Source organism: Runella sp. R5_40 (assembly GCF_057652295.1).
The window spans coordinates 43,433-64,844 of sequence record NZ_JBYFCH010000016.1; the positions used below are offsets into that span (position 1 = coordinate 43,433).

Genomic DNA, 21,412 nt, shown 5'->3' on the forward strand with positions numbered 1-21,412 from the left:
GGATAAATAAAGCCCCAAAATTAACCCTTTTTGGTACTACATTCCAAGTGATGAGAGAGGAGTGATGAACGATGAGTGCTTCTATTTTTTTGGGGGAAGCATTCTATACGGTCTCAAATCAATAAAGTATTCTGTGGGAGAAAGACTTTCCAATTTAAAAACCCCATCGGAGACAACCAACTGGTTTTTAGGTAAATAACTTGGATAATCAATCTGATTGAAAATGGGCAAATAATGCTCAATTCCCAACAAAAAATTGTAGGCATACAACGGACGACAATCAAACGCTACGGTTGACAAAAATACTTCTTGGGTCATCCGACCTGCGTTTATTTCAAACAATTGGGCTTTGAGCGTCGGCCAACCGTAGTTGTTTTTGCCAAATACTTGGGTTTTCCCCAACGCTTTCCCACTCACTTTTGGCGTATTTTTTCTCGCTAATGGCATGTCAAAAGTTTGACATATTTTGTGGTCACCGTCATCTATTCCACCAACCAAATACTTCCCATTAGGATAAGCCACCACAAACTCCAAACCATCGGCTGTACCCTCAAAACTATCGGCATTGGTAAATAGCCAAATCGAACTACGACGGTCGAGGTACACACTAAACTCCTTCTTTTGCCCATCTTTTTGGTACGAAAAAGTAAGCTGTTCGGTAAATTTCAAGGTTTTTTGGGCAAAACTAGCGCAAGTAATGCCAAAAAGCAGCACTATTAAAAAAGGAGCATGAATAGTTTTCATCAGTTAAATACAGGGCTTGGGGAGAACAAAGCGTTAAAGGTAGCGGGGATGGTTTCTTTGATATTTCGGACGCTTACCCCTCCAAACATTTTGAGCGGAAAACCCCTCATAAAATGGTCCACGCCCATGCGCAATTGGCCCGTGTTGAGCGGCACAAACAACCCTAGGTCAGAATACCGTAAGGGAATTTCGGTGGTGGATTCCCAGCTAATTCCTCCTTTAAGCACGTAGCGTTTTGCTACATACTTGCCTTGGTAGAGGTAAGAACCTTTGATATTTTCCTTATCAAATTCTCGCTTTCCTTTTCGCCCTCCCCAAAATGCCGCTTCGCTAGTCAGGTGAGTACCATCGCTCAATTCTTTGAGGTTTTTCTTGGTTTCGTTGGCTGCTTTGCGACCTTCTGCTAGGTATTTTTCTACTTGAGGAATCACTTCTTTTAACTCCGCTTTCCGCTCGGGCGGTGTGGCTGGATTACGAAGTTCGGCCTTTGCTTTTTCAAGTGCCTCTTCATTCATTTGATCCATCACGGGCTCAATTTCTTCCATTTTATTATAAATCGTTCCCGCCCAGTTTTTAGGAATGGTCAAATTTTTCACCCCTTCCTCATCTTTCGACACAACGTGCATAAACGCGCTATTTCGCTCAGAATAGGTTTTTACCCAGCCGTCTTCCGTACGCACTACCGACACGATGCTATCACCTTTGACGTAAAAGCGAATGGCTTTGTCAGGCTCGGGGTCATACGTCCAGTCAAAGGTCAAATCCATGCAACGGGCGGGGGCATCCTCAAATACGCCCACGGCATACCAAGCGTGTTTGACGCGGTGGGTTTCGGTAGCGCACTTCCCAAACATCTGTTCGGCCGTTTTGACGGTGGCTTCTGCAAAACGTTCAAAGTTGGTGTAGGGCGACAGGCTAAAAAGCGTTTCATACACCAATTTGGCTGCTTTTTGGATACCAATTCCTTTTTCAATGTTATACATTTGATTGTGGTCGTTGGTCCCTTTTCCACCTTCCGACAACAGATAAAACCAATGCGACGCAACCGTGCTGTTGTTATGAACCCAGCAATTACCATTTTTTTTGTCTGCTATACAGCCATTCGTATCTTGCCAATACTTCCCTTCGTAGGTATCAGGGTGCGGGAGAGATGTTCTGGTTTGAAAGGTTGTTTTAGGCCATTTTAGGTTTCGGATACCATTGGGCAAGACATACGGCGCAATCACCCAATCAGGCGTAGCGGGATATCCCCAATGTTTGATGGCAATCCCCAGCATATCAGCAACGGCTTCATTGAGCGATCCAGACTCTCCTTCACTGATAAAATCGGCCACTCCCGAGCGTATAACCCCATGGGTGAACTCATGTCCAATCACCTCCAACGTTACCAAGGGTTTATCTACATAATTTCCAAAACCGATACGATTTTTCTCAACTTCCCAAAAAGCACCTTCCCTTAAATTGCCATCCTCATCGTAAGCCCGACGTAATACAAGCATAGAGCCTTGGTCATCAAAACTGTTACGTCCTAGTTGCGTTTTGTAGTAATCTATTGTTTTTTTCCCCGCAAAAGCCGCATCAGCAAGCCCTTCTTTGGTGAGGCGCGGATCAGTCCATTGGGTAGTAGGATAGTTGACAACCCATTTGGCCGTATCATACACTGACACAAAAGGTTCCTTGTGTGATACCAATATATATTTAGCAGAATCGTTATTGACGTGAATTTCGATGTTTTGAGGCCCATAATGGAACGTTTGCATCGTCGTAATCGTCGGTTTTTTATCCTCTTTACGAACGGGAATGTGTGAATCAAGACATTCTAAAATGAGCGACTCACTCCGCACGACATCCCCTCGATACGCATCCAAATAGTACCTCGTTTTACCTGCAATAATTTGGTGCGCAAGGCGCAACTTTTGGGTAGCTACGTTCAAACGCTCAGGGACAATGATTAAACTTTCGTAAATAGGAGCCGCAATTTTGGACTCTTTGGGTAGCTTTTGAAAAATTTGATTTTCATTAATCATTTTTCCCGTAAGCTCAGGCCAACGCGTTTTATCAAAAGCGTCGCCCGAGGCAAAAAGGGCTTTGCCGTTTGATTCGTGTCTTACTTTAAAATAAGCACCAAAAACGGGGTAATCTTCGATAAACTGCTGAAATGTGGTGATTTTTGAACCCGTTGGGAGTGCAACCGTCTTTTGTTTTCGTACTTGAACTCCGTATTTTTTCTGCATAAACGCAGCAAAGGTTTCAATCGTCACTTCGCTTTCCCGATAAAACTGAAACGACGAAGGAACTTTAGAATACGGACTTTCCACTTCATCAAAATTGGTTGGCACGGGCTGTTCTACTGGCTTTGGTGCGGGGGCAACGGTTTCGGTTGGTTCGCTTGGTTCTTCGGGTTGGGCGGGTGCAGGTGCTCCGCCCCCCTTGGCCATTTTAAGCATTTCAGCCCGCGCTTTTTCCAATTCCCTCAATAAATCAGGCGTGGCATGTCCCTTGGCTTTGAGTTCTTTGATTTGCTCATCGAACATCTTATTGATGTACGCAGGGTCTTTGAGCTTGGCCATTTCGGCCTCGGCTTCTTTGACCGCTTTATCAAGTTCGGCCTGTTGTTGCTTCGACGGTTTTTGCTGCGCCAAAACCTCAACAGAAAGCCCCAAAAACATGACCAATAACCAAGTGAGCTGTTTTGATTTCATGACTTTTATCGGAGTTTTTCGCCGCTTTTACTTATAAATTAATCACAAACGTACCCGACTGTATTTCTGCATTTGCATTGATATAATCCGTCACTTGGGCGTCAAATGTTCCTTCAATTTTTTTGTTGGTAAACGTCGAGAAGCGTACTTTCCCACTTTTAGCAAACAGCGGACTATTCTGTCTTTTGTAAATCAGATTGGCGTTTTTGTTGGTTTCATTGGCAGGAATTTCAAACAAATAATCTACGCCCGTTTGGATGTCTTTCCCCACCATCTGAATGGAAATTTCGTTGGCATCGTCTATTTTTCCAGCGATGGTTAGCAACCCTCCAACGACTGCAATGCCTCCGCTGGCAGCGTTGGCTTTCCAACTTTTACCATCCACTGTCGCAGCAAAAGAGTTGGAGCCGCCTGATGGCGTTGGGTCATCTTCTTTCGACGTTCCTAATTTACAAGCACTTACCAGCACCACTAAGGCTACCAGTGAGACAATAGATTTAAGATTTGTTTTCATTTTGTGTGGTTTTTGGATAACGGTACGATTTTATTTTTCCAGCTTGGTCAACAACATCGACGACTGTTTTTTCCCTTTTTCGTCAAATTGGTCTTGTTTTACAACCCCAACCCCTTTGGCCAAATATTCGGAGCAGACCAATTTTCGGTCGCCCAGAAGTTTCATTTTGGCATCCATGACATACGTAATTTTCAGGCACTCAAATTTTCCTGCGGGAGTTTCCACAGTCTCCATACTTTCCACTTTTCGGTTTGAGATTGTGGCGTTGATATTGATGAGATTCATGCCACTCGCCAACGTTGATGTGATATTTATGGCCGCATCGGGGAGTTTATCACCGACTTTCATTCCTGCGGGATACACCATTTTATCGCCGTCAATATTGAGTTTAATATCGGCCGATTTGGGAATCATATCGCTACTAATATTACGAATATCAGTGACATAGTCGCCCTTATTGCAAGTTCCAGATGCTTGTCCCTTAGCTAAAAGCCGCCCCTTGGTATCAAAAGTTTGAGAATCTAAAACCAACAAAATACCACCATTAACGGGCTTCATGTCCACTACTTCGGTTTTCACGGTAGCAGTTGGCTTGTCTTTTTTGTCGTAACTAACCATTTCAATTTTCATCCCTTTCGAGAGCTTGAAATATTCTGAACACTCTTGAGCAACCAGCTGATACGAACAAAAAAATGAGAGTAAGACTAAGATTTTTTTCATTGGAAATTTGTTTTTATTTACACTTAGCCAGCACTTCGGCGGCCAGTTTTTTTGCCAATTCGATGTTTTCGTTGTCATTATTACTGATTTCCACGCTCACTTGAAAGGTAATTTTACCCACCAAAACCGTCAGTTCTTTTTCTTTGATGCGCCACGAGGCCGCATCTCCTATCCCAGCAATTTCTTTAAACGTGATGTCATCACCCGATAAGTCTTTGGCCATCTTCGTGGCGGTTTCGGTGGTTTTGGCATCGTAGCCTTTTTCTTTCATCGACTCTCCCGCTTTTTTGAAAGCGGCCTCTTTTTCGGCGGCAGTGGTGTTTCGATAAAAAGCCTTGAAATTTTCCAAAGGAGTCGGTTTTCCCATGATTGTAAACAAGTCACTTCCTACCCATCTGAGTCCTATTCGATTGGACGAAGGATATTCAATTTCACGGCCCGAAATCGTCATTTTCCGCACCCTATCACTATCCCACGTGTATTCGTAGGTGTCTTTGTCGTGCTTTTTGGCCTCTGAGCGATAGCTATAACTTTTCTTGGCCTGCGCAGGAATAGTGTAATGTTTCTTAATGACATCAAGCGGCAGCAGTTGGTCGAGCGTCCCTTTATCAGCGTGTGATTTGAGGCAGTCGGCATTTCCTGAAGTTGAAACAGCTTCCGTTTTTTCTACTTCAGTGGTACTTTTTTCGGTGCTGTTGGCCGTGGTGTTGTTGCACGCTGTGATGGCAAAAGCTGCAATAACAGGCAGAAGAATGAATGATTTCATGGTTTATTCGCAGTCAATGTCTTTGATTTGGTCTTCATACACTTTTCGTTGGGCGGCTGTGTAAACGCTACACGACCGAATAATGTCGCTCAACGATTTTTTGACAGCTTCGCATTTTGTTTTGTTGTTAATGTCTTGCGACCAGGCGGTGAGTACCTTTTCATACTCGGCAGAGGCTTTTTCGCAGGTAGTACCCGTTGGGTCTAAAGCCCCTTTTTTACAGGACAACACTGCCAACAAACAGAAGAAAACGATGAGTTTTTTCATAGCATTTTGAATTATGTTAGTATAGAAATGGATTATCGGTGCTGATACGTAATGACAAGGCTGTGAAATCTGAGTGTGTCTCCCGTCCAGTTTCCAACCGACGAGATATTGACATAATACGAGTTGTTCTGATTGTCCACCGTTTCTGTCACCGACGCGGCTACACTTCCTATCGCGGCTACGTTCGTAGAAGTCTGTGCCGTTGCGATGGTTGTAAACGCATTGGTCGTGTGCGTGTTTTTACTAAACACAAAAGAGATATTAGAGGCAGAGTTGTCCAGCACGTACATTCTCACGTTGGTAATCACCACGCCATCAGGGAGGTTTACAGGCAAATACATGGTTTTTCCAGCGTTTGTCGAATTAAACCACGCGTAGCCACTTCCTTTGCGGAGTTGGTCGTCCCAGTCCTGTGCTTGCACACTGCTAAAATTGTAACTTTGGTAGTAGTTTGACGTATTGGAGACGCGCAGAATCCCGTCTTTATCGGCAAACACAGGGCGCCGTTCGCTATCGGATACTTGGTTAAAATCAAGCTCTCTGGAGCGGATGGTTCCTATTCCATTGGTTCCATCTACGTCCAATGCCGCTTTCGACTTCCCAGATTCTCCCACAAAGAAGCTCCCAAATTCAAAGTGAGCCGCTGGAATATCGTCAATCTGAAACTCCAACCCTTCATACCCCCAAATTTTCAATTGCTTATCTAGCCCATACATCCCGCCGACAAACGTGTTGTTTTTGGTATATAGTGGTAACATGATGAAACTCTGATCACTTTGTAGGGTCAAAGGCACGGAGCTTTTTCCGCGAATGACAACGGAATCCGAAGTGCTATTGTGAAGAAATGTGCTTTTAGAGGGGCTAATGACGACGCTTTGGGCGTAGCCAATTTCTCCTAAAAAAAAGAAAAAACACCCCACCCAAAAACAACGAACTACCGCAAAAATGCCAACACTTTTGTTTCTATTTTTCATTGACTATAAGCCGTTTACTTACGCTTAAACGTAAAGTTCGTTGTTACTTCGCAGGCAGCTTGGGTCGGTATCTGAAACGATACGTGGAGTGCTCCTTTGATTTCTTTGGTAGTGACTACCTCAAAATCGTAAACACTTTTAATCGTTGGCTTCGTTTCGGGCAAAATAATTGCCTTGTAGCTATTAGGGGCATTAGTAACCCAAGGTGTTTTGGGTGGCAATAAGTCCTCGGGCGTAAACGGTTTTTTAAATGTTTTATTCCCACTTTTTAGTCCTGCGGTACTTTTTAGCTGGGTCGCGAGTTGAGGGGAGCAGTTCTTAGTAACAGCGGGTTCGGTAATGGCCACCCAATTCCCATCTTCAGGCTGAATCACAGCCTCAAACGGAACGGTTCCACCCTTGGCCACAGGAGGCTCTCCTTTTCCTCCAAAATACGCGTGCAACTCCTTCAAATTACGTTTTGTATCGGGATAATGTACATCCTGATTTTGCTTATTTTTGAAAAAAACCAACGTGCCTTTGTCCTTCTCAAAAGTTCCCAAGTAATTAAACATTCCATCGAGCTGGGCGTAGGTGTATTGGGTTTGGTAAAACTTACAACCTCCCCCCAACTTACAGTACGCAATCGTCACTTGGGCACGAAGCTGCATCCCTAACGCTAAAGTAACGGTAAGTAGTAGAGCTATTTTGTTGCGTGTTTTCATGGCGCTGAATGGTTATAGTTTGACAAACTCCACGCGGCGGTTATTCGCTTTTCCTTCAGCAGTCGTATTCGGCGCAACGGGCTGCGACTCGCCTTTGCCATCCGTTTCCATGCGAGCGGCTTCAATGCCAAACTCCGTTTGAAGGGCGTTTTTGACCGATGCAGCTCGGCGTTTCGACAGGTCTAAGTTTTTGGCATCTTCGCCATCAGCATCAGTATGACCAATGATGCGAACTTTGACCGTGGCGTTTTCTTTTAATACCGTACCCAATTCTTTTAAAACACCGTACGATTCGGGCTTGATTTTATCAGAATTGACGTCAAACAAAATGCCCGTCGTGCTAAATTTCCCTTCGGTAATGAGCTTAGAACGCGTATCGGGTGCGCCTACCGCTACGCGCAGATTGGCCAGATAAACCGTTCCTTCAAAGATACTGGTCGCAAAAAGCATCGAATACTTGAGAGAAGAATCAAACGCCTTCGGCAAGTCCCATATCTTGGTTTCGTTTACGTAAATCCGCAAGCGGGTTTTCTGTTTCCAGATAGAAACGCGGTTGGCGACGTTGGTTTTCCACACCAACCGATTGGTATTTTCTACCACCTTCTCACTGTTTTTGTCGAATACCCACACACTGCTCGTGCTGCTTTCTCCGTCGGCCGTTGGGTGAATATCAATGCCTGCCTGGGCTGATGAGTTGAAGTTTTGGTCGAACGTCAATTTCCGTTCTTTAAACTCAGGAAAAAAAACTTTCAACCCCGACATATTGACGCTCAAGTCTTCAGAAGCCAACATATCAAACTCCATTGTGAAGTTCTCGGGCAATTCTTTCACAAATTCAGGGTAGTAAACGCCACTTTTGGCAAACTGCAAAAACTTTGCGCCCTCCATGGTCACCACTTCCCCACTGGCATTGGTATTCCATTTGGCAGGAAAATCGCCCACGGCATCTTGCGAAAAATCTTCAGTAGCGACGATTTTTTCGCCTGGCACAAAATCAAACTTAGAATATGCCTTCATACTCTTGGGCTCGTCTTTGGCCGCTGCCGCTCCTCCTTGCGAGTTCGCTTTTGTAGAACTTGCTTTGCTCGACGACGTTTCGTTTACTTGCGCATCATTGCTATCTTCCTGCTGCTGCTCGTCGTTGTCTTTCGTGGTTTTTCCTTTCGTTTTTTGGTCTTTTTCTCCTTTATTTTTCTTTTTAAAGATATTACCAATTCCTTCTTCAACTTTATCGAGACCTTTGTTAATACCTTGGTCAATACGGCTATTTACCCGTCCTTCTACGCTTCGTTCAGTCGTTTTTTTGGGATCTTCCACTCGAATTTGCGCCGTGGCCGAAACCGCCAACATGGCTCCAAAAAAACTACTTAGGCCAATTCCTCGAACCTTGAAAGCTACGTTGATTACCATAGTGTGTATGTGTTTGAATAAAAATCTGATGGGCTCAAAGTTGGGCAATCTCTTTTATACCATTTGGCTTCATTTCATACATCGCGATTTTCGCTCCATCAAACCGCCATTTCAATCAATAATTTCAATTTACAACGCCCATTGATTCAGACCGAGGCTTAATCAATTCAAAACCTACCTACATAGAGTGATAAAAGGAGATTGGAAAAAATTTGTCTTTCTTTGAGGGTATAATTTGATTCGCTCTGCCACTATGTATCGTCGGTTTGTGTTTTGGGTGTTGTTTGTTGTGGGCTTGCCACTTTGGGGCAAATCCGACACCCTCTATGTCAGCCACATCAATGGCCGTACGATGCTGTATGACATCGCCTACTGCACAACCAGTTTGCTCAACAGCGACAAAGATTCTCTTCAGCATTTGCTCCAACAGCCTCAACGTTGGCAACGGCTTACGGCTAAAACTCCCAGTTTCGCCCAGCGTTCGCACTGGCTTCGCTTTTTCCTGACCAACGATACCGACACGACGCAGACGTTTTACGTTTATCTCACCAACGCCAACCAACGGGTAACGCTCTTTTATGCGCACCACGGCCAGTGGCATTCTACGACCAATGGTACTATGGTTCCCACTTCGGCTTGGGCGGTGCCTTATTCGGACAACTATGTTTTGTTCAACATTCCTGCTCGCGCTACCTTTACAATAGTGAGCCGAATCGCCCACGAACAAGGTGCACTGCCTTTTTGGACGCATTTTACCAATCCCAAACCCTCGTGGGGGCTACAATTCCAAAAACCAGAATACCATGCCGAGCGCATCCTCGATGAGTATCGCCGCAATATGCCTGAGTTTCAGTACCGAAGCTGGATTCAAGGGGCTTTGGCGTTGGTTACGCTTTTTTTAGCCTTGCTTTACTATCAATACCGCCACCGAATTTATGCCTACTACGGGGCCTATGTCTTGTGTAGTTTCGTATTTTCTTTGCTTAAAACACGCGCTTATACCCCACTGGGTCAGGCACTTGGCGAGTGGCCATTGCTGAAAACCCACTTAATGGAATCATTGCTGTGGTGGGGAATTGGGGCGTACCTTTTTTTCATGACGGAGTTACTTGACTTGTCCAAAAACCACCCCAACATGAAAAAGTGGTTTTTACGACTGGCTTTTGTCTTGATGGGCTACGGAGGGTTATATTTGACGGTGATGTTGCTTACCAACGACCTTGGTTTTCAGCAATTTTCGTTTTGGGGCGGACGTTTTGTAGCTTTCCCGATTTACATCCTTACCCTTTTTTGGATTCGTCGCAGCGTTCGGTCGCCGATGGTGCCGTATGTCATTTGGGCGAATGTCGTTTTGGGCTTTTTTGGATTATTGGCGTGGTTGCGGGCGGGGCGCGTTATTTTGGAAGGGGTTAAACTTCCCGCCAACGTCGATGATTTGTTGACACTTTCGTTTGCCGTAGTGATGGAAATCTTGGTATTATCGTTGGCCATTGCGCATCGTTTCAGGTTAAACGAAAAAGAAAAAACCGAAAGCCAACGCGCTTATTTTCAAGAACTTCAAACCAAGGCAGCCAACGAAAAACGCATTGCCGAAACCGAAATGCTGGCCTTGCGGTCGCAAATGAACCCGCATTTTTTGTTCAATAGCCTCAATTCCTTAGAATACTTGATTGTTGCCAACGACGAACAAAAAGCGACCCAGTACCTTTCTAAATTCTCCAAACTGCTTCGGATGATTTTATCGCACTCGCGGGAAGAAGCCATTTCGCTCGAAGAGGAATTAAACGCACTCAATTATTATTTAGAGATTGAAGCCACCCGACTGGGCGAGGATTTTGCTTACCGCTTAGAAGTTGCCTCCAGCATCGACACGGCTTCGGTGATGATTCCCCCGTTGTTGTTGCAGCCATTTGTCGAAAATGCCATTTGGCACGGACTCATGCCCAGCGACGAACCCGAGAAAAAATTAGCGATTCGGATTACCCAAAAAAGCGAGCAACTGCTTGAGTTTGAAATTGAAGACAACGGCATTGGCCTAAAAAAAGCGACCGAAATCCGAAACCGTTCTACGATGCGTCGGAAGTCACACGGGATGGAAATTACCCAACGACGCATTGAGTTATTTAACCGAAATTACCCCAACCAACTCGCCATCGAAGTATTCGATTTGAAAAAAAGTAACCACACAGGAACGTTGGTGAAGATTGGGTATAATTTGTAATCAAATCCGAGGCACAACAGCAGATTTTATCATAACCCACAATCAATTGATTTGTAATTTTATCAAACAAATCACTTGTTCGGCTTGTAATTTTATCAAAAACTACCAATATTTGATTTGTAATTTTATCAAATAACAAATGTACATTCCCCGTAACATAGATTCTGAACTTGAAAATTGGCGAGTAGCGAAACTACGAAAGCCATTACTTTTGCGTGGTGCGCGACAGGTTGGAAAATCGGCGGCGGTACGACAATGTGCGCAAAAATTTGACTTTTTTATTGAACTTAATTTTGATGAAAACCCGCGTTACAAGGGTATTTTTGAACAAAACCTTGGCATTGATGAAATTATTGAATTAATACAAGCAGCGACAAATACATCACTTGTACCAGGTAAAACACTGTTGTTCTTAGACGAAATTCAAACCTGTATTCCTGCTATTTCGTCATTACGGTATTTTTACGAAAAAGCGCCTGACTTACATGTAATCGCCGCAGGGTCATTATTGGAGTTTGTGCTATCCGAAATCCCCTCATTTGGGGTAGGGCGCATCCGTTCACTTTTTATGTACCCACTTGATTTTGAAGAATTTTTGGGTGCATTTAATGAACAAATTTTACTAAAAACACTCCGCAACGCATCGCCTGAAAAGCCACTCCCCGATCTCTTACACGACAAGCTCAAATACTATTTTAAACGCTTTTTGGTGGTAGGTGGAATGCCTGAAGTTGTACGAAACTACGCCCAAAACAACGATATTCTTGAAACACAACGGGTAATAGATGACTTGATAGTATCGTTTGAAAGTGATTTTGCCAAATACAAAAATCGCGTCCCTGTTGCACGAATTCGAGAAGTTTTCAACGCCGTTGTTCGACAAACAGGTGCACAATTTACCTATTCATATCCACAAGCCACCCTCACAAATATTCAAATTAAAGAGGCGCTCGACCTACTTCAAAGGGCAGGATTGGCGCACTCTGTTACCCACTCCGCCGCAAACGGACTTCCCATCGGTGCTGAAATCAACCCCAAAAAACGCAAATGGATGCTTTTCGATACAGGTATAATGCAACGTATTTTGGGCCTATCCATCGGGGATTTGTTGCTTGAAGATACGTTGGAAGTCATTAATAAAGGAGCCATTGCCGAACAACACGTCGCACTCGAACTCATTAAAAGCCAATCACCTTACCAGCAAGTACAGCTCTATTATTGGCACAGAGATGCCAAAAGTAGCCAAGCCGAGATAGATTTTTTAGTACAAAAACACAGCGACATCATTCCTGTCGAAGTGAAGGCTGGCTCACGAGGAAGTATGCAAAGCATGTATATTTTCCTGAAAGAAAAACAAAGTCGCTATGGTATTCGGTTTTCGCTCGAAAACTTTTCCAGCCTCCCTTCTATCATGGTTTTTCCGCTCTATGCGGTCAAAAATGCAATGCACACTCAAGTCCCTCAAACATGATACGCGCTATTCTCATTGACGACGAAAAACCCGCCACCGAGTTGTTGGAGCTCAAGCTCAAACGACTCAACATGGGTGTGCAAGTCGTTGCCAAATTTAACCAGCCCGAAGCGGCCGTGGAATTTATCCGAATGACGCCGTTTGATGTGCTTTTTTTAGACATTGAAATGCCCCGCCTCAACGGCTTCGACTTGCTCGCACAATTTGCTGATTTTCACTTTGATGTCATTTTTACGACGGCCTATGACCAATACGCCATTCGGGCGTTTCGCGTGAGTGCCTTGAGTTATTTATTGAAACCCATTGAAGAACATGACCTCCGCGAAGCCCTTGGGCGTTGGCAACAGAAACGCATCAAACAACTACAAACTCCTCAAATTCAACTCTTTCACGAACATTCGTCGCCCAAACAAGCACCGCAAAAAATAGCCCTACCAACCAACGAAGGGCACGAAATCATTGAGATTGTCAACATCGTTCGCTGCATGGCCGACGCCAGTTACACGCATTTTTACATGAACGATGGCCAAAAAGTGATGATTTGCCGCACGCTCAAAGAAGTAGAACAGGCCCTCGACCCCAACGGCTTTGTGCGGGTACACCAGTCGCACCTGATAAACCCTCAGTTTTTAAAGAAAATTGTCAAACAAGAGGGCGGCTACTTGTTGATGTCCGATGGGGCGCAAGTGCCTGTTACCAAACAAAAGAGGGATTGGTTGATAGAGCAATTTCACGGCCTAAGTCGAAGTTAAGCACTTTGGCTTTGTTATCTGTTAATCGTTATCAGTTAACCGTATTGATTGACTGATAATGTATTAAACATTTTTATGCCTTAAATACTTCTGAATAAGCGACCCGATAAATGCAAACAAAAACCCGTTTAAAATGGCAGCAATTAACACCATCCCTGGCGCTATTTCATCGTTGGGTGGAATGGTGGGAAGTACAAATACTTTGAATGTCAAAAGGAAACCTACTAATCCAAGGGCAAATCCGATGATTTTGACTATGTTCTTTTTCATGGCTGTTGTTGTTTTGTGATTGATGGACAAAGGTAAAATAATTAACTTTGTTTTTCAAAGTACTTTTTATATTTTATTTTTCAACTGAAACGTTTTTTCGCAACGAATACGGTATTTCAGAAGGGTTTTGTACCTTTGCACCTTAGAAATACGTCTATGACCGAACAAATCCTAATTCTTGATTTTGGTTCGCAATATACCCAACTCATCGCTCGACGCGTCCGCGAACTAAACATTTACTGTGAAATTCACCCCTTCAACAAAATTCCCGAAATTACGCCTGCTATCAAGGGAGTCATTCTTTCTGGTAGTCCTTGCTCCGTGCGCGACGTCGATTCGCCACGCGTTGACTTGGATTTATTTCGGAATAAACTACCGTTGTTGGGCGTTTGCTACGGTGCCCAGCTCATGGCGCATACCCTTGGAGGCGAAGTAAATGCCTCTAAGCACCGCGAATACGGCCGTGCCATTCTCAACCATCCCGAACACTCGCTTTTGTTGGATTCGGTATCACCGACTACCCAAGTTTGGATGTCGCACGGGGACACCATCACCAAAATCCCTGATAATTTTGAATTGATTGGCTCCACCGATTCGGTAAAAGTAGCCGCGTTCAAATTGACGGGCGAACAAACCTACGGCATTCAGTTTCACCCAGAAGTAACGCACTCTACGGAAGGCAAAACGATTTTGAAAAACTTCGTGGTGGACATCTGCGGATGTACGCAAAACTGGACGTCGGAGTCGTTTGTGGAAAGCACCATCCGTGACCTAAAAGAAAAACTTGGCGACGATAAAGTGGTGATGGCTTTGTCGGGCGGGGTTGACTCTACGGTGGCAGCGTCGTTGGTTCACCATGCCATTGGCAAAAACCTCTACTGTATTTTTGTTGACAACGGACTTTTGCGTAAAGACGAGTTTGAAAGTGTATTGCACTCGTACCAAGACATGGGCCTCAACATCAAGGGGGTTAACTCGAAAGACCATTTTTACGGCCTATTAGAAGGTTTGACCGACCCAGAAGCCAAGCGTAAAGCGATTGGAAAAGCATTCATTGATATTTTTGACCAAGAAGCCCACCTCATCGAAGATGTAAAATGGCTTGGTCAAGGAACGATTTATCCCGACGTCATTGAGTCGGTTTCGGTCAAAGGCCCTTCGGCGACCATCAAGTCGCACCACAACGTGGGTGGTTTGCCCGATTTTATGAAACTTAAAATCGTGGAACCGCTCAATACGCTCTTCAAAGACGAAGTTCGTAACGTTGGGCGTGCCCTTGGAATTTCCGACAATATTCTCAAGCGCCACCCATTCCCTGGCCCAGGGCTTGCGATTCGTATTTTGGGGGATATTACTCCCGAAAAAGTAGCCATTTTGCAAGAAGTTGATGCCATCTTTATCAATGGTCTCAAAACGCGCGGCCTTTATGACCAAGTTTGGCAAGCAGGCGCTATGCTCCTACCCGTACAAAGCGTGGGTGTGATGGGCGACGAACGTACCTACGAGCGCGTGGTAGCGCTGCGGGCCGTTACGTCAGTCGATGGCATGACCGCCGACTGGGCACACCTACCGTACGATTTCTTGGCCGATATTTCCAACGAAATCATCAATCGTGTCAAAGGCGTTAACCGCGTTGTTTACGATATTTCGTCAAAACCACCCGCAACGATTGAGTGGGAATAAAGTATGAAGTCCACGGTCGATGGTCGATAGTCCATGGTTTTAAACCGTAGAGGATTGACTATCGACTGTGGATTATCGACCATCGACTCCAATGTTAAGTTTCTTCCGCGTTAATGCTCCTTATCAAATCTTGAGTTTCATCGTTGTGTTGATGATACTACAAGTGCCTTTGTACATCAGTTCGCCCGATTTGCTGATTCCAGAACTCCAATGGATGCTTGTCGGCGAAAAAATGTCACAAGGATTTATGCTTTATCGCGATGTGTGGGACAATTTGAGTCCGTTGTCGGCAGCCGTTTATTGGGGAATGGATGAGCTCTTTGGCCGCTCTCCTTTGGCACATCGAACGGTTGCCAATATCCTCATTCTTTTTCAGGCCATCTACTTCAATTACATTTCCAGCGAACGGCAGCTTTTTACCGAACGCAACTACGTTCCAGGAGTTCTTTACATTTTATTTTTAAACGTCTCTTTCGATTGTAGTACATTGTCGCCTGCCCTGATGGGTACGACCTTCATTTTGCTTGCTTTCGGCACACTCATTCGTCAAATGCAGCGCGAAGGGGTAACCGACGAGGTTTTTGAAATGGGCTTTTACCTGAGTGTCGCTACCCTATTTTATTTGCCCATGGGGCTTTTTGCTCTTTGGACATTTGCTTCCATGCTTTTGTACACGGGCGCTACTTTTCGTCGGCATACGTTGGCATTTTTTGGGTACATTTTTCCTTTAGCACTCCTATTGCTCTTCTACTTTTTCCGTAATGCACTGGATGATTTAAGCCAAAATTTGCTCACCTCAGCTTTTCGGACACGGCGTTATAATTTCAACGATTTTATTGGTGTACTTGGCGTGTTGGGAGGCGTGTTTTTGATAGCTGGCTTAGGCTTTTTTCAAACATTAAGCTATCCTCGGTTCATCAACTATCAGACGCGTATTCACCAAATCATGATGTTGTGGACCATCACTGCCGTGATTTCGATTGGCTTGATGCCGTTTATCGCTCCGATGCAGTTTTGTGTGTTTATACCGCCGTTGGTCATGTTTTCGGTCAACTTTTTTATGCTGATGAAACGTCGCTGGATGGCAGAGGTTCTTTTTTTGGGTCTTTTTGTCATTCTATTTTTCTTTCGCTATCAGTCAACATTCCTTGATAACGCATTCAGTATCAACGAATCTACGCGTTTGGAAAATCTAAAAATTCAGCCGTCATTGTTGCCTGAACAAATTCGTCAGCAAAAGATTTTGGTGATTGGTGAAGATGAAGGTGAATACAAAGACAATTTTCCCGCAACGGCGTACCTCAACTGGGAGCTTGCCCGCTACGATTTTGATAACTTAGACAGTTACGAAAGCGTTATTAGCATTTTTGATAATTTCCAAGCCGACCCACCCACCTACGTCATCGACAAAGAAAAGCTTTTGCCCATTTTATTCAAACGCCTTCCGGAGTTGGGCGAGTTGTACCAACCCACCCAATGGAAAGGAATCTATCAGCGCAAATCTTCTAATCTCTCGAAATAAAACGCACGGCGTGCCTCACCATGTGCCTGAGGTTGCTCATCATCTCAGTACTCGTCCTCCACATTCGCAGAAACGTCAGGTTGTGAGCAACCTGACCACCATGTGCCTGAGGTTGCTCACAACCTCAGTACTCGTCCTCCTCATTCGCAGAAACGTCAGGTTGTGAGCAACCTGACCACCATGTGCCTGAGGTTGCTCACAACCTCAGGACTCGTCCTCCTCATTCGCAGCAGCGTCAGGTTGTGAGCAACCTGACTCACGGCGTAAGAACCTGACTCACATTAACACTCCGTCATACTCAGGGCCAAGCCCGCTTCTGAAGTCTCTTTGTATTTTTTGGACATATCACGCCCCGTGGCACGCATGACTTTAATGACACTATCAAACGAAATTTTCTGCATTTCGGGGTCAATCGTCATGGCCAATAAATAGGCATTGTAGGCTTTGGCAGCCCCCATGGCGTTGCGCTCAATACACGGGATTTGGACATAACCACCAATGGGGTCACAAGTCATTCCGAGGTGGTGCTCGATGCCAATCTCCGCCGCTGCTTCCACTTGGCCCATCGTTCCGCCATACGCATACATCAACATCGCCGCTCCCATGGCCGATGCCGTCCCTATTTCTCCCATACACCCCATTTCTGCTCCCGAAATACTGGCATTGTGTTTAACCAAAAAACCAATGGCCGCCGCCGCCAGCATTCCTTCTCGCATTTTTTGAGGCGAGTAATGAAAATGGTTTTTCATCAAATACGTCAACCCTGGAAATACCCCAGACGCCCCCGAAGTCGGCGCCGTCACGACAATACTTCCAGCGGCGTTTTCTTCCGAAGCCGCCAAACAATAGGCGTTTAAAAACATCAAAAAGCTATCGGTTGTAGCGGCATGGAGTTTGGCTTTTTCGTATAACAAAGCTGCTTTCCGCTGCAAGCGAATACTGCCAGGCAACAGCCCTTTGGCCCGAATTCCCCGCTTGACAGCCTTGTGCATAAACTCTAAAATCTGGTCAATTTTTCGTACTATTTCTTTTTCTGGTACTCCCGTAATAGCTTGCTCGTTTTGAATCATCAACTGCGCCAGCGTCAGTTGGTGTGTTTTCAAATGTTTTTTTAATTCATCCATCGTACTGTAGGGGTACTTGGGTTCGCCTTGTGAGGTTCCTTCGGGCAATTGCCCTTTTTGTTGGATAAATCCCCCTCCTACCGAGTAATACTCTCCTTCCAGCAACACCTCTCCTTGGGCGTTACACAACCGCAAAATCATCGTATTTGGGTGCGGGAAGTTGGCTTTACCTTTATGATAAATGATGCTCTGCCCCGAAATGGGCACTTCCACTCCCTGAAAAGTGACGTAGTACTGTTCGGCTTCGTTTTTCATCAGACCGCTCAGGTTCTTTGGGTCGCAGGTATGCGGTTGCCAGCCCAAAAGCCCGCCTACAATGGCTCGGTCGGTGCCGTGGCCTTTACCCGTGGCGCTTAGGGAGCCGTACAAATGGATTTCGAGCGTGGTAGCACGCATCGCTATTTCAGTGGGCAGCGAGGCGAGGTCTTGTAAAAAACGATACGCCGCTTTCATTGGGCCAATGGTGTGTGAGCTCGATGGCCCAGGGCCCACTTTAAATAAATCGAACAGCGAGGTGGTGATGGTATTTTTGGAAGACATATAGTAGTTTGTAAAATGAAGTGCGAGATTGTTGCCAAAAATACAAGAAAAAACGCGAACAAATCAGCTAGATTCGTTCGCGTTTTAAAGTATTAGATGCCTTATTTTTCTACTCTTCCATTCCTTCTTCGTAGGTACTTGTGCGTGAAAATATAGCATCTCTTAGTTTCTTTTGCTTCCATTTAGGAATAATGTTCGGGTTTTTGAAAATCACTTGCAACAATAATTTTTGCGTAATTGTCAAATATCGGCTCACTTTTGGTTGGTCCATCCCAAAGGTTTCAGCCAATTCCTCTTGCAAAACACCTCCTTTGAGGTACGTCAACACGAACAAAAGTGCATCTCTCGAATCACTGAAAATGCTGTTTTTACGGACAGAAATTTGCTTTCTTTGGCGCTGCTGCCCCGTAAATGTGAAAAAGTAGAAATACAATTGCCATTCTTCGCGAAAAGCATAGTACAAAGCCAAAAACTCTTCGTTTTTAAGCCCCGTTAGTCTCCTAAGACCTTGTTCGTCGGCCTCAAGCTCGTTGTAGCGCCTTACTGGCATAAAGTTCATTGTCATGATGATATAAAAATTGAGAATGGGTGTGTTTAATTAACTTTTGAAAATGGGTTGATTATGAAATATAGGTTAGCTTGCGTTTCGTAACATCGTTGACGGGTTGACCATAAACCTTTTTTTGAAAGCCTTGTCAAAATTGGCCGTACTGGTATAGCCCAACTGCGACGCTATTTCTGAAATTGTCCACTTTTTTTCCAACAATTGATTTTTTGCTTCGTCTAGTTTCAGGTTCAAGTAGTACTCATACGGGGAAGCACCAAAACGAACTTTGAAACATTTCTTGAATTTTGAGACACTCATACCCGCCTCCTTTGCCAAGAAATCAATGGACGGCAAAATCATGTTTATTCCAAAAAATTGGGCTTCAATAGCCTCAATTTTCTGTAAATCCTGCCCATTCAACTGGCAGGCAACCGACTTTTTTCCTTTCAACTGCGAGCTTAAATCTGCAATTAACTGCAAACACTTTGCCTGCAACATCAATTTCCAGTTGAATGCCCCTACGTGTTCAACCAAATCGTCAATCCAGTCGGGGTAAGTACTGATGCACAAAAAACTCGCCGATTCTGACATCAATAACTCCCGTAACTTAACTTCATCAGGGTCCCCCGACTCGTTAATGCCCAGTTGCTCGCACAGCCAATCTCTGTGTAAGTTTACCGACAGTACAGTAGTTTCTTGGTTAGCTTCTAACTCCAAATCGACTATCATACTTGAACTAAAAAACACGCCAGAGGTATATGATTCAAATAATCTTACATCTCCTGAGTCGTTTCTTAATTCCAACTTGTGTTTTCGAGACGACTTGATTAATTGGAGCGTCCAATACTCATTTGTCCCAAAATTCTCCTTACAAAAACCCAATGGTTGCTGAGTCACCAATTTTCCAACAAATGGAATGAAGTTTTTGTTATAAGGCACCGTGTTGACTCTCAAAAAAGAGTCTTCATAACGCATTGTAAATGTTGTCGCAGTTTCGGGAGTTGTACCTAACTGCCTCGCAAGATCATCCAGCCATTTTTCAGATGGTTGGATATTAAAATTGATTTTCATTTTAGTACATACTTATGGCGTGTGAAACAAATGTGCTTTAGGGCATAAATTTTCGACCAAAGTTCGGGTAAAGCATGTAGTACAAATGAACATACAAATGCGCAACAAACACTCTAAAATTATAATTCTGAAGTAGATTTTATGGAATCTTTGAATTTTTTGGGAGAAAGACCCGTGTTTCTTTTGAAAACTGTGTAGAACGACGACTCCGAATTAAAGCCTGAGTCAATCGCAATGGCAAACATAGTGGCTGTTTCGTTGCCAGGTTCTAACAACAACTGCTTGGCACGGTTGATGCGATATACATTGAGAAGTTCATTAAAATTAAGCTCCCATTCGCGGTTAATGATGTAGGATAAGTGGTGCGGATTCATGCCAATTTCTTTGGCAAACTCGCTAAGGGACAACTTAACATTTAGATATAATTCTTTGGTTTCAAGGGCTTCTTTTACGCGCTGTACGTATTCTTCTCGCAACTCTGGCGCTAATTCTTTTTTCGGACTAAGGGTATTGGTCGCACTTGCGATGCGAACGGCTTGTAAACGCTCGTCTTTGACTTTAATAGGAAGCGAAACGGCAGGAACGCCCGCTTGAAACCATTCCATTGTCACGGCCAAAATAGTCAGTGCGCTGATTAAACCTACTACCGTTAAAGAGACATATTGGGGTACAACGAAAAATACCTCAACTCCCATCATTAAAATACATGTCAATATACCACCTATCAATCCCTGAATACTATAGAAAAGTTTATCTTTGGTAGCTATTTCGTAATGTTTAAATACCAAAGTTTCAAGGTATATGGCCGTACCGACATTAAACAGGAAAGCGCCTCCGAGTGCCGTAAAGAAAAACGTGCTTTGGTAAAAATTATCATGTTGAACCATTCCAGCAGCATACATGTAAGAAAATGCCTTCACATACAAACCCGCTGGCACCAGCAGCCACTTGGCCGAAAACGCCTCTGTGTGCCCCAAAGCAGTCCGAACCGACTGTACAAGGGCCACGGGAATCAATAATAACAACGTTTCGGGAATCCAGCGCATAAAGCCTTTCATCATACCTATTGGGAGCAACGAAAACGCTTGGTGAATGCCTAAAATCACAAAAATAGCCCCTAAATAGTAGGGGTAGCTTTCTTTTTTAAAGCGAAAGCAAAGCACGCTCGCCCACAAGCACAGTCCGATATTGATGATGTTTGCTCCCATTTCTGTGTAGCATCAGCTATTTTGGATATAAAAATAACTCAGTTTTTCGACATTTGTATTCCAAAATAAACACATTTTAATTAAATTTTCATGTTTTAATTTCATTTTTTACCCTCTTAGACTATTCATCTTCATATCTTTTCAATAAAAATAGAGCCCCCTTTTCAGAAGGCTCTATTCCTACTTTTCCTATCTTCAAGAA

At 44.2% G+C, this 21,412-nt stretch carries 19 protein-coding genes; 5 read left to right on the forward strand and 14 right to left on the reverse strand.

Annotation, left to right across the window (positions count from 1 at the left end):
- Nucleotides 1–81 precede the first annotated feature (81 nt).
- The 9 genes from AC23N5_RS22155 to AC23N5_RS22195 are packed head-to-tail and all read right to left on the reverse strand — an operon-like array spanning nucleotide 82 to nucleotide 8,801.
- Complete coding sequence (locus AC23N5_RS22155; protein WP_487757297.1) at nucleotides 82–744, reverse strand: hypothetical protein; 663 nt, start codon at nucleotides 742–744, stop codon at nucleotides 82–84.
- Nucleotides 744–3,446 carry a M4 family metallopeptidase gene (locus tag AC23N5_RS22160; RefSeq protein WP_487757298.1) on the reverse strand — a complete coding sequence of 901 codons (2,703 nt, stop codon included), beginning with the start codon at nucleotides 3,444–3,446 and terminating at the stop codon, nucleotides 744–746. Before AC23N5_RS22160 ends, AC23N5_RS22155 begins: the two co-directional genes overlap by 1 nt.
- Nucleotides 3,447–3,477: 31 nt before the next feature.
- On the reverse strand, nucleotides 3,478–3,960 hold the full coding sequence (locus AC23N5_RS22165; RefSeq protein WP_183973923.1) for a hypothetical protein: 483 nt from the start codon (nucleotides 3,958–3,960) through the stop codon (nucleotides 3,478–3,480).
- A 30-nt stretch (nucleotides 3,961–3,990) separates the two neighbouring features.
- Nucleotides 3,991–4,680 carry a TapB family protein gene (locus tag AC23N5_RS22170; protein WP_487757299.1) on the reverse strand — a complete coding sequence of 230 codons (690 nt, stop codon included), beginning with the start codon at nucleotides 4,678–4,680 and terminating at the stop codon, nucleotides 3,991–3,993.
- Between the two features lie 13 nt (nucleotides 4,681–4,693).
- Nucleotides 4,694–5,446: a hypothetical protein gene (locus AC23N5_RS22175; RefSeq protein WP_487757300.1), complete on the reverse strand. Its 753-nt coding sequence runs from the start codon at nucleotides 5,444–5,446 to the stop codon at nucleotides 4,694–4,696.
- 3 nt (nucleotides 5,447–5,449) lie between these two features.
- On the reverse strand, nucleotides 5,450–5,713 hold the full coding sequence (locus AC23N5_RS22180) for a hypothetical protein (protein ID WP_487757301.1): 264 nt from the start codon (nucleotides 5,711–5,713) through the stop codon (nucleotides 5,450–5,452).
- Between the two features lie 32 nt (nucleotides 5,714–5,745).
- On the reverse strand, nucleotides 5,746–6,687 hold the full coding sequence (locus tag AC23N5_RS22185; RefSeq protein WP_487757302.1) for a hypothetical protein: 942 nt from the start codon (nucleotides 6,685–6,687) through the stop codon (nucleotides 5,746–5,748).
- A gap of 14 nt (nucleotides 6,688–6,701) precedes the next feature.
- Nucleotides 6,702–7,391, reverse strand: a complete 690-nt coding sequence (locus AC23N5_RS22190) for a hypothetical protein (protein WP_122931620.1) — start codon at nucleotides 7,389–7,391, stop codon at nucleotides 6,702–6,704.
- Nucleotides 7,392–7,403: 12 nt separating this feature from the next.
- Complete coding sequence (locus AC23N5_RS22195) at nucleotides 7,404–8,801, reverse strand: OmpA family protein (protein ID WP_487757303.1); 1,398 nt, start codon at nucleotides 8,799–8,801, stop codon at nucleotides 7,404–7,406.
- Between the two features lie 253 nt (nucleotides 8,802–9,054).
- Here AC23N5_RS22195 and AC23N5_RS22200 point away from each other — a divergent pair, with 253 nt between their 5' ends.
- The 3 genes from AC23N5_RS22200 (at nucleotide 9,055) to AC23N5_RS22210 (ending at nucleotide 13,245) form a co-directional block, all read left to right on the forward strand.
- Nucleotides 9,055–11,022, forward strand: a complete 1,968-nt coding sequence (locus AC23N5_RS22200) for a histidine kinase (protein WP_487757304.1) — start codon at nucleotides 9,055–9,057, stop codon at nucleotides 11,020–11,022.
- Nucleotides 11,023–11,161: 139 nt separating this feature from the next.
- Nucleotides 11,162–12,493 (forward strand): ATP-binding protein, encoded by a 1,332-nt coding sequence (locus AC23N5_RS22205; protein ID WP_487757305.1) that lies wholly within the window; start codon nucleotides 11,162–11,164, stop codon nucleotides 12,491–12,493.
- On the forward strand, nucleotides 12,490–13,245 hold the full coding sequence (locus AC23N5_RS22210) for a LytR/AlgR family response regulator transcription factor (protein WP_183973908.1): 756 nt from the start codon (nucleotides 12,490–12,492) through the stop codon (nucleotides 13,243–13,245). Before AC23N5_RS22205 ends, AC23N5_RS22210 begins: the two co-directional genes overlap by 4 nt.
- 63 nt (nucleotides 13,246–13,308) lie before the next feature.
- Here the strand turns inward: AC23N5_RS22210 and AC23N5_RS22215 are convergent, their stop codons facing one another.
- Nucleotides 13,309–13,515 (reverse strand): hypothetical protein, encoded by a 207-nt coding sequence (locus AC23N5_RS22215; RefSeq protein WP_487757306.1) that lies wholly within the window; start codon nucleotides 13,513–13,515, stop codon nucleotides 13,309–13,311.
- A gap of 156 nt (nucleotides 13,516–13,671) precedes the next feature.
- On the opposite strand from AC23N5_RS22215, the gene guaA reads away from it, so the two are divergent.
- Nucleotides 13,672–15,198, forward strand: a complete 1,527-nt coding sequence (gene guaA, locus AC23N5_RS22220) for a glutamine-hydrolyzing GMP synthase (protein ID WP_183973904.1) — start codon at nucleotides 13,672–13,674, stop codon at nucleotides 15,196–15,198.
- A 91-nt stretch (nucleotides 15,199–15,289) separates the two neighbouring features.
- Complete coding sequence (locus AC23N5_RS22225; protein ID WP_487757307.1) at nucleotides 15,290–16,720, forward strand: hypothetical protein; 1,431 nt, start codon at nucleotides 15,290–15,292, stop codon at nucleotides 16,718–16,720.
- Nucleotides 16,721–17,001: 281 nt separating this feature from the next.
- Here AC23N5_RS22225 and AC23N5_RS22230 read toward each other — a convergent pair whose 3' ends face one another.
- The 4 genes from AC23N5_RS22230 to AC23N5_RS22245 all read right to left on the reverse strand — a co-directional run bounded on the left by AC23N5_RS22230 (nucleotide 17,002) and on the right by AC23N5_RS22245 (nucleotide 21,210).
- The gene (locus AC23N5_RS22230; RefSeq protein ID WP_183973900.1) at nucleotides 17,002–18,384 is read right to left on the reverse strand and encodes an L-serine ammonia-lyase; all 1,383 of its coding nucleotides are present in this window, start codon (nucleotides 18,382–18,384) and stop codon (nucleotides 17,002–17,004) included.
- A 109-nt stretch (nucleotides 18,385–18,493) separates the two neighbouring features.
- Nucleotides 18,494–18,934 carry a transposase family protein gene (locus AC23N5_RS22235; RefSeq protein ID WP_487757308.1) on the reverse strand — a complete coding sequence of 147 codons (441 nt, stop codon included), beginning with the start codon at nucleotides 18,932–18,934 and terminating at the stop codon, nucleotides 18,494–18,496.
- An 84-nt stretch (nucleotides 18,935–19,018) separates the two neighbouring features.
- A complete protein-coding gene (locus AC23N5_RS22240; RefSeq protein WP_487757309.1) occupies nucleotides 19,019–20,002 on the reverse strand; it encodes a helix-turn-helix domain-containing protein in 984 nt (327 codons plus the stop codon).
- Nucleotides 20,003–20,121: 119 nt separating this feature from the next.
- Nucleotides 20,122–21,210 carry a helix-turn-helix domain-containing protein gene (locus AC23N5_RS22245; protein WP_487757310.1) on the reverse strand — a complete coding sequence of 363 codons (1,089 nt, stop codon included), beginning with the start codon at nucleotides 21,208–21,210 and terminating at the stop codon, nucleotides 20,122–20,124.
- Nucleotides 21,211–21,412: the final 202 nt, after the last annotated feature.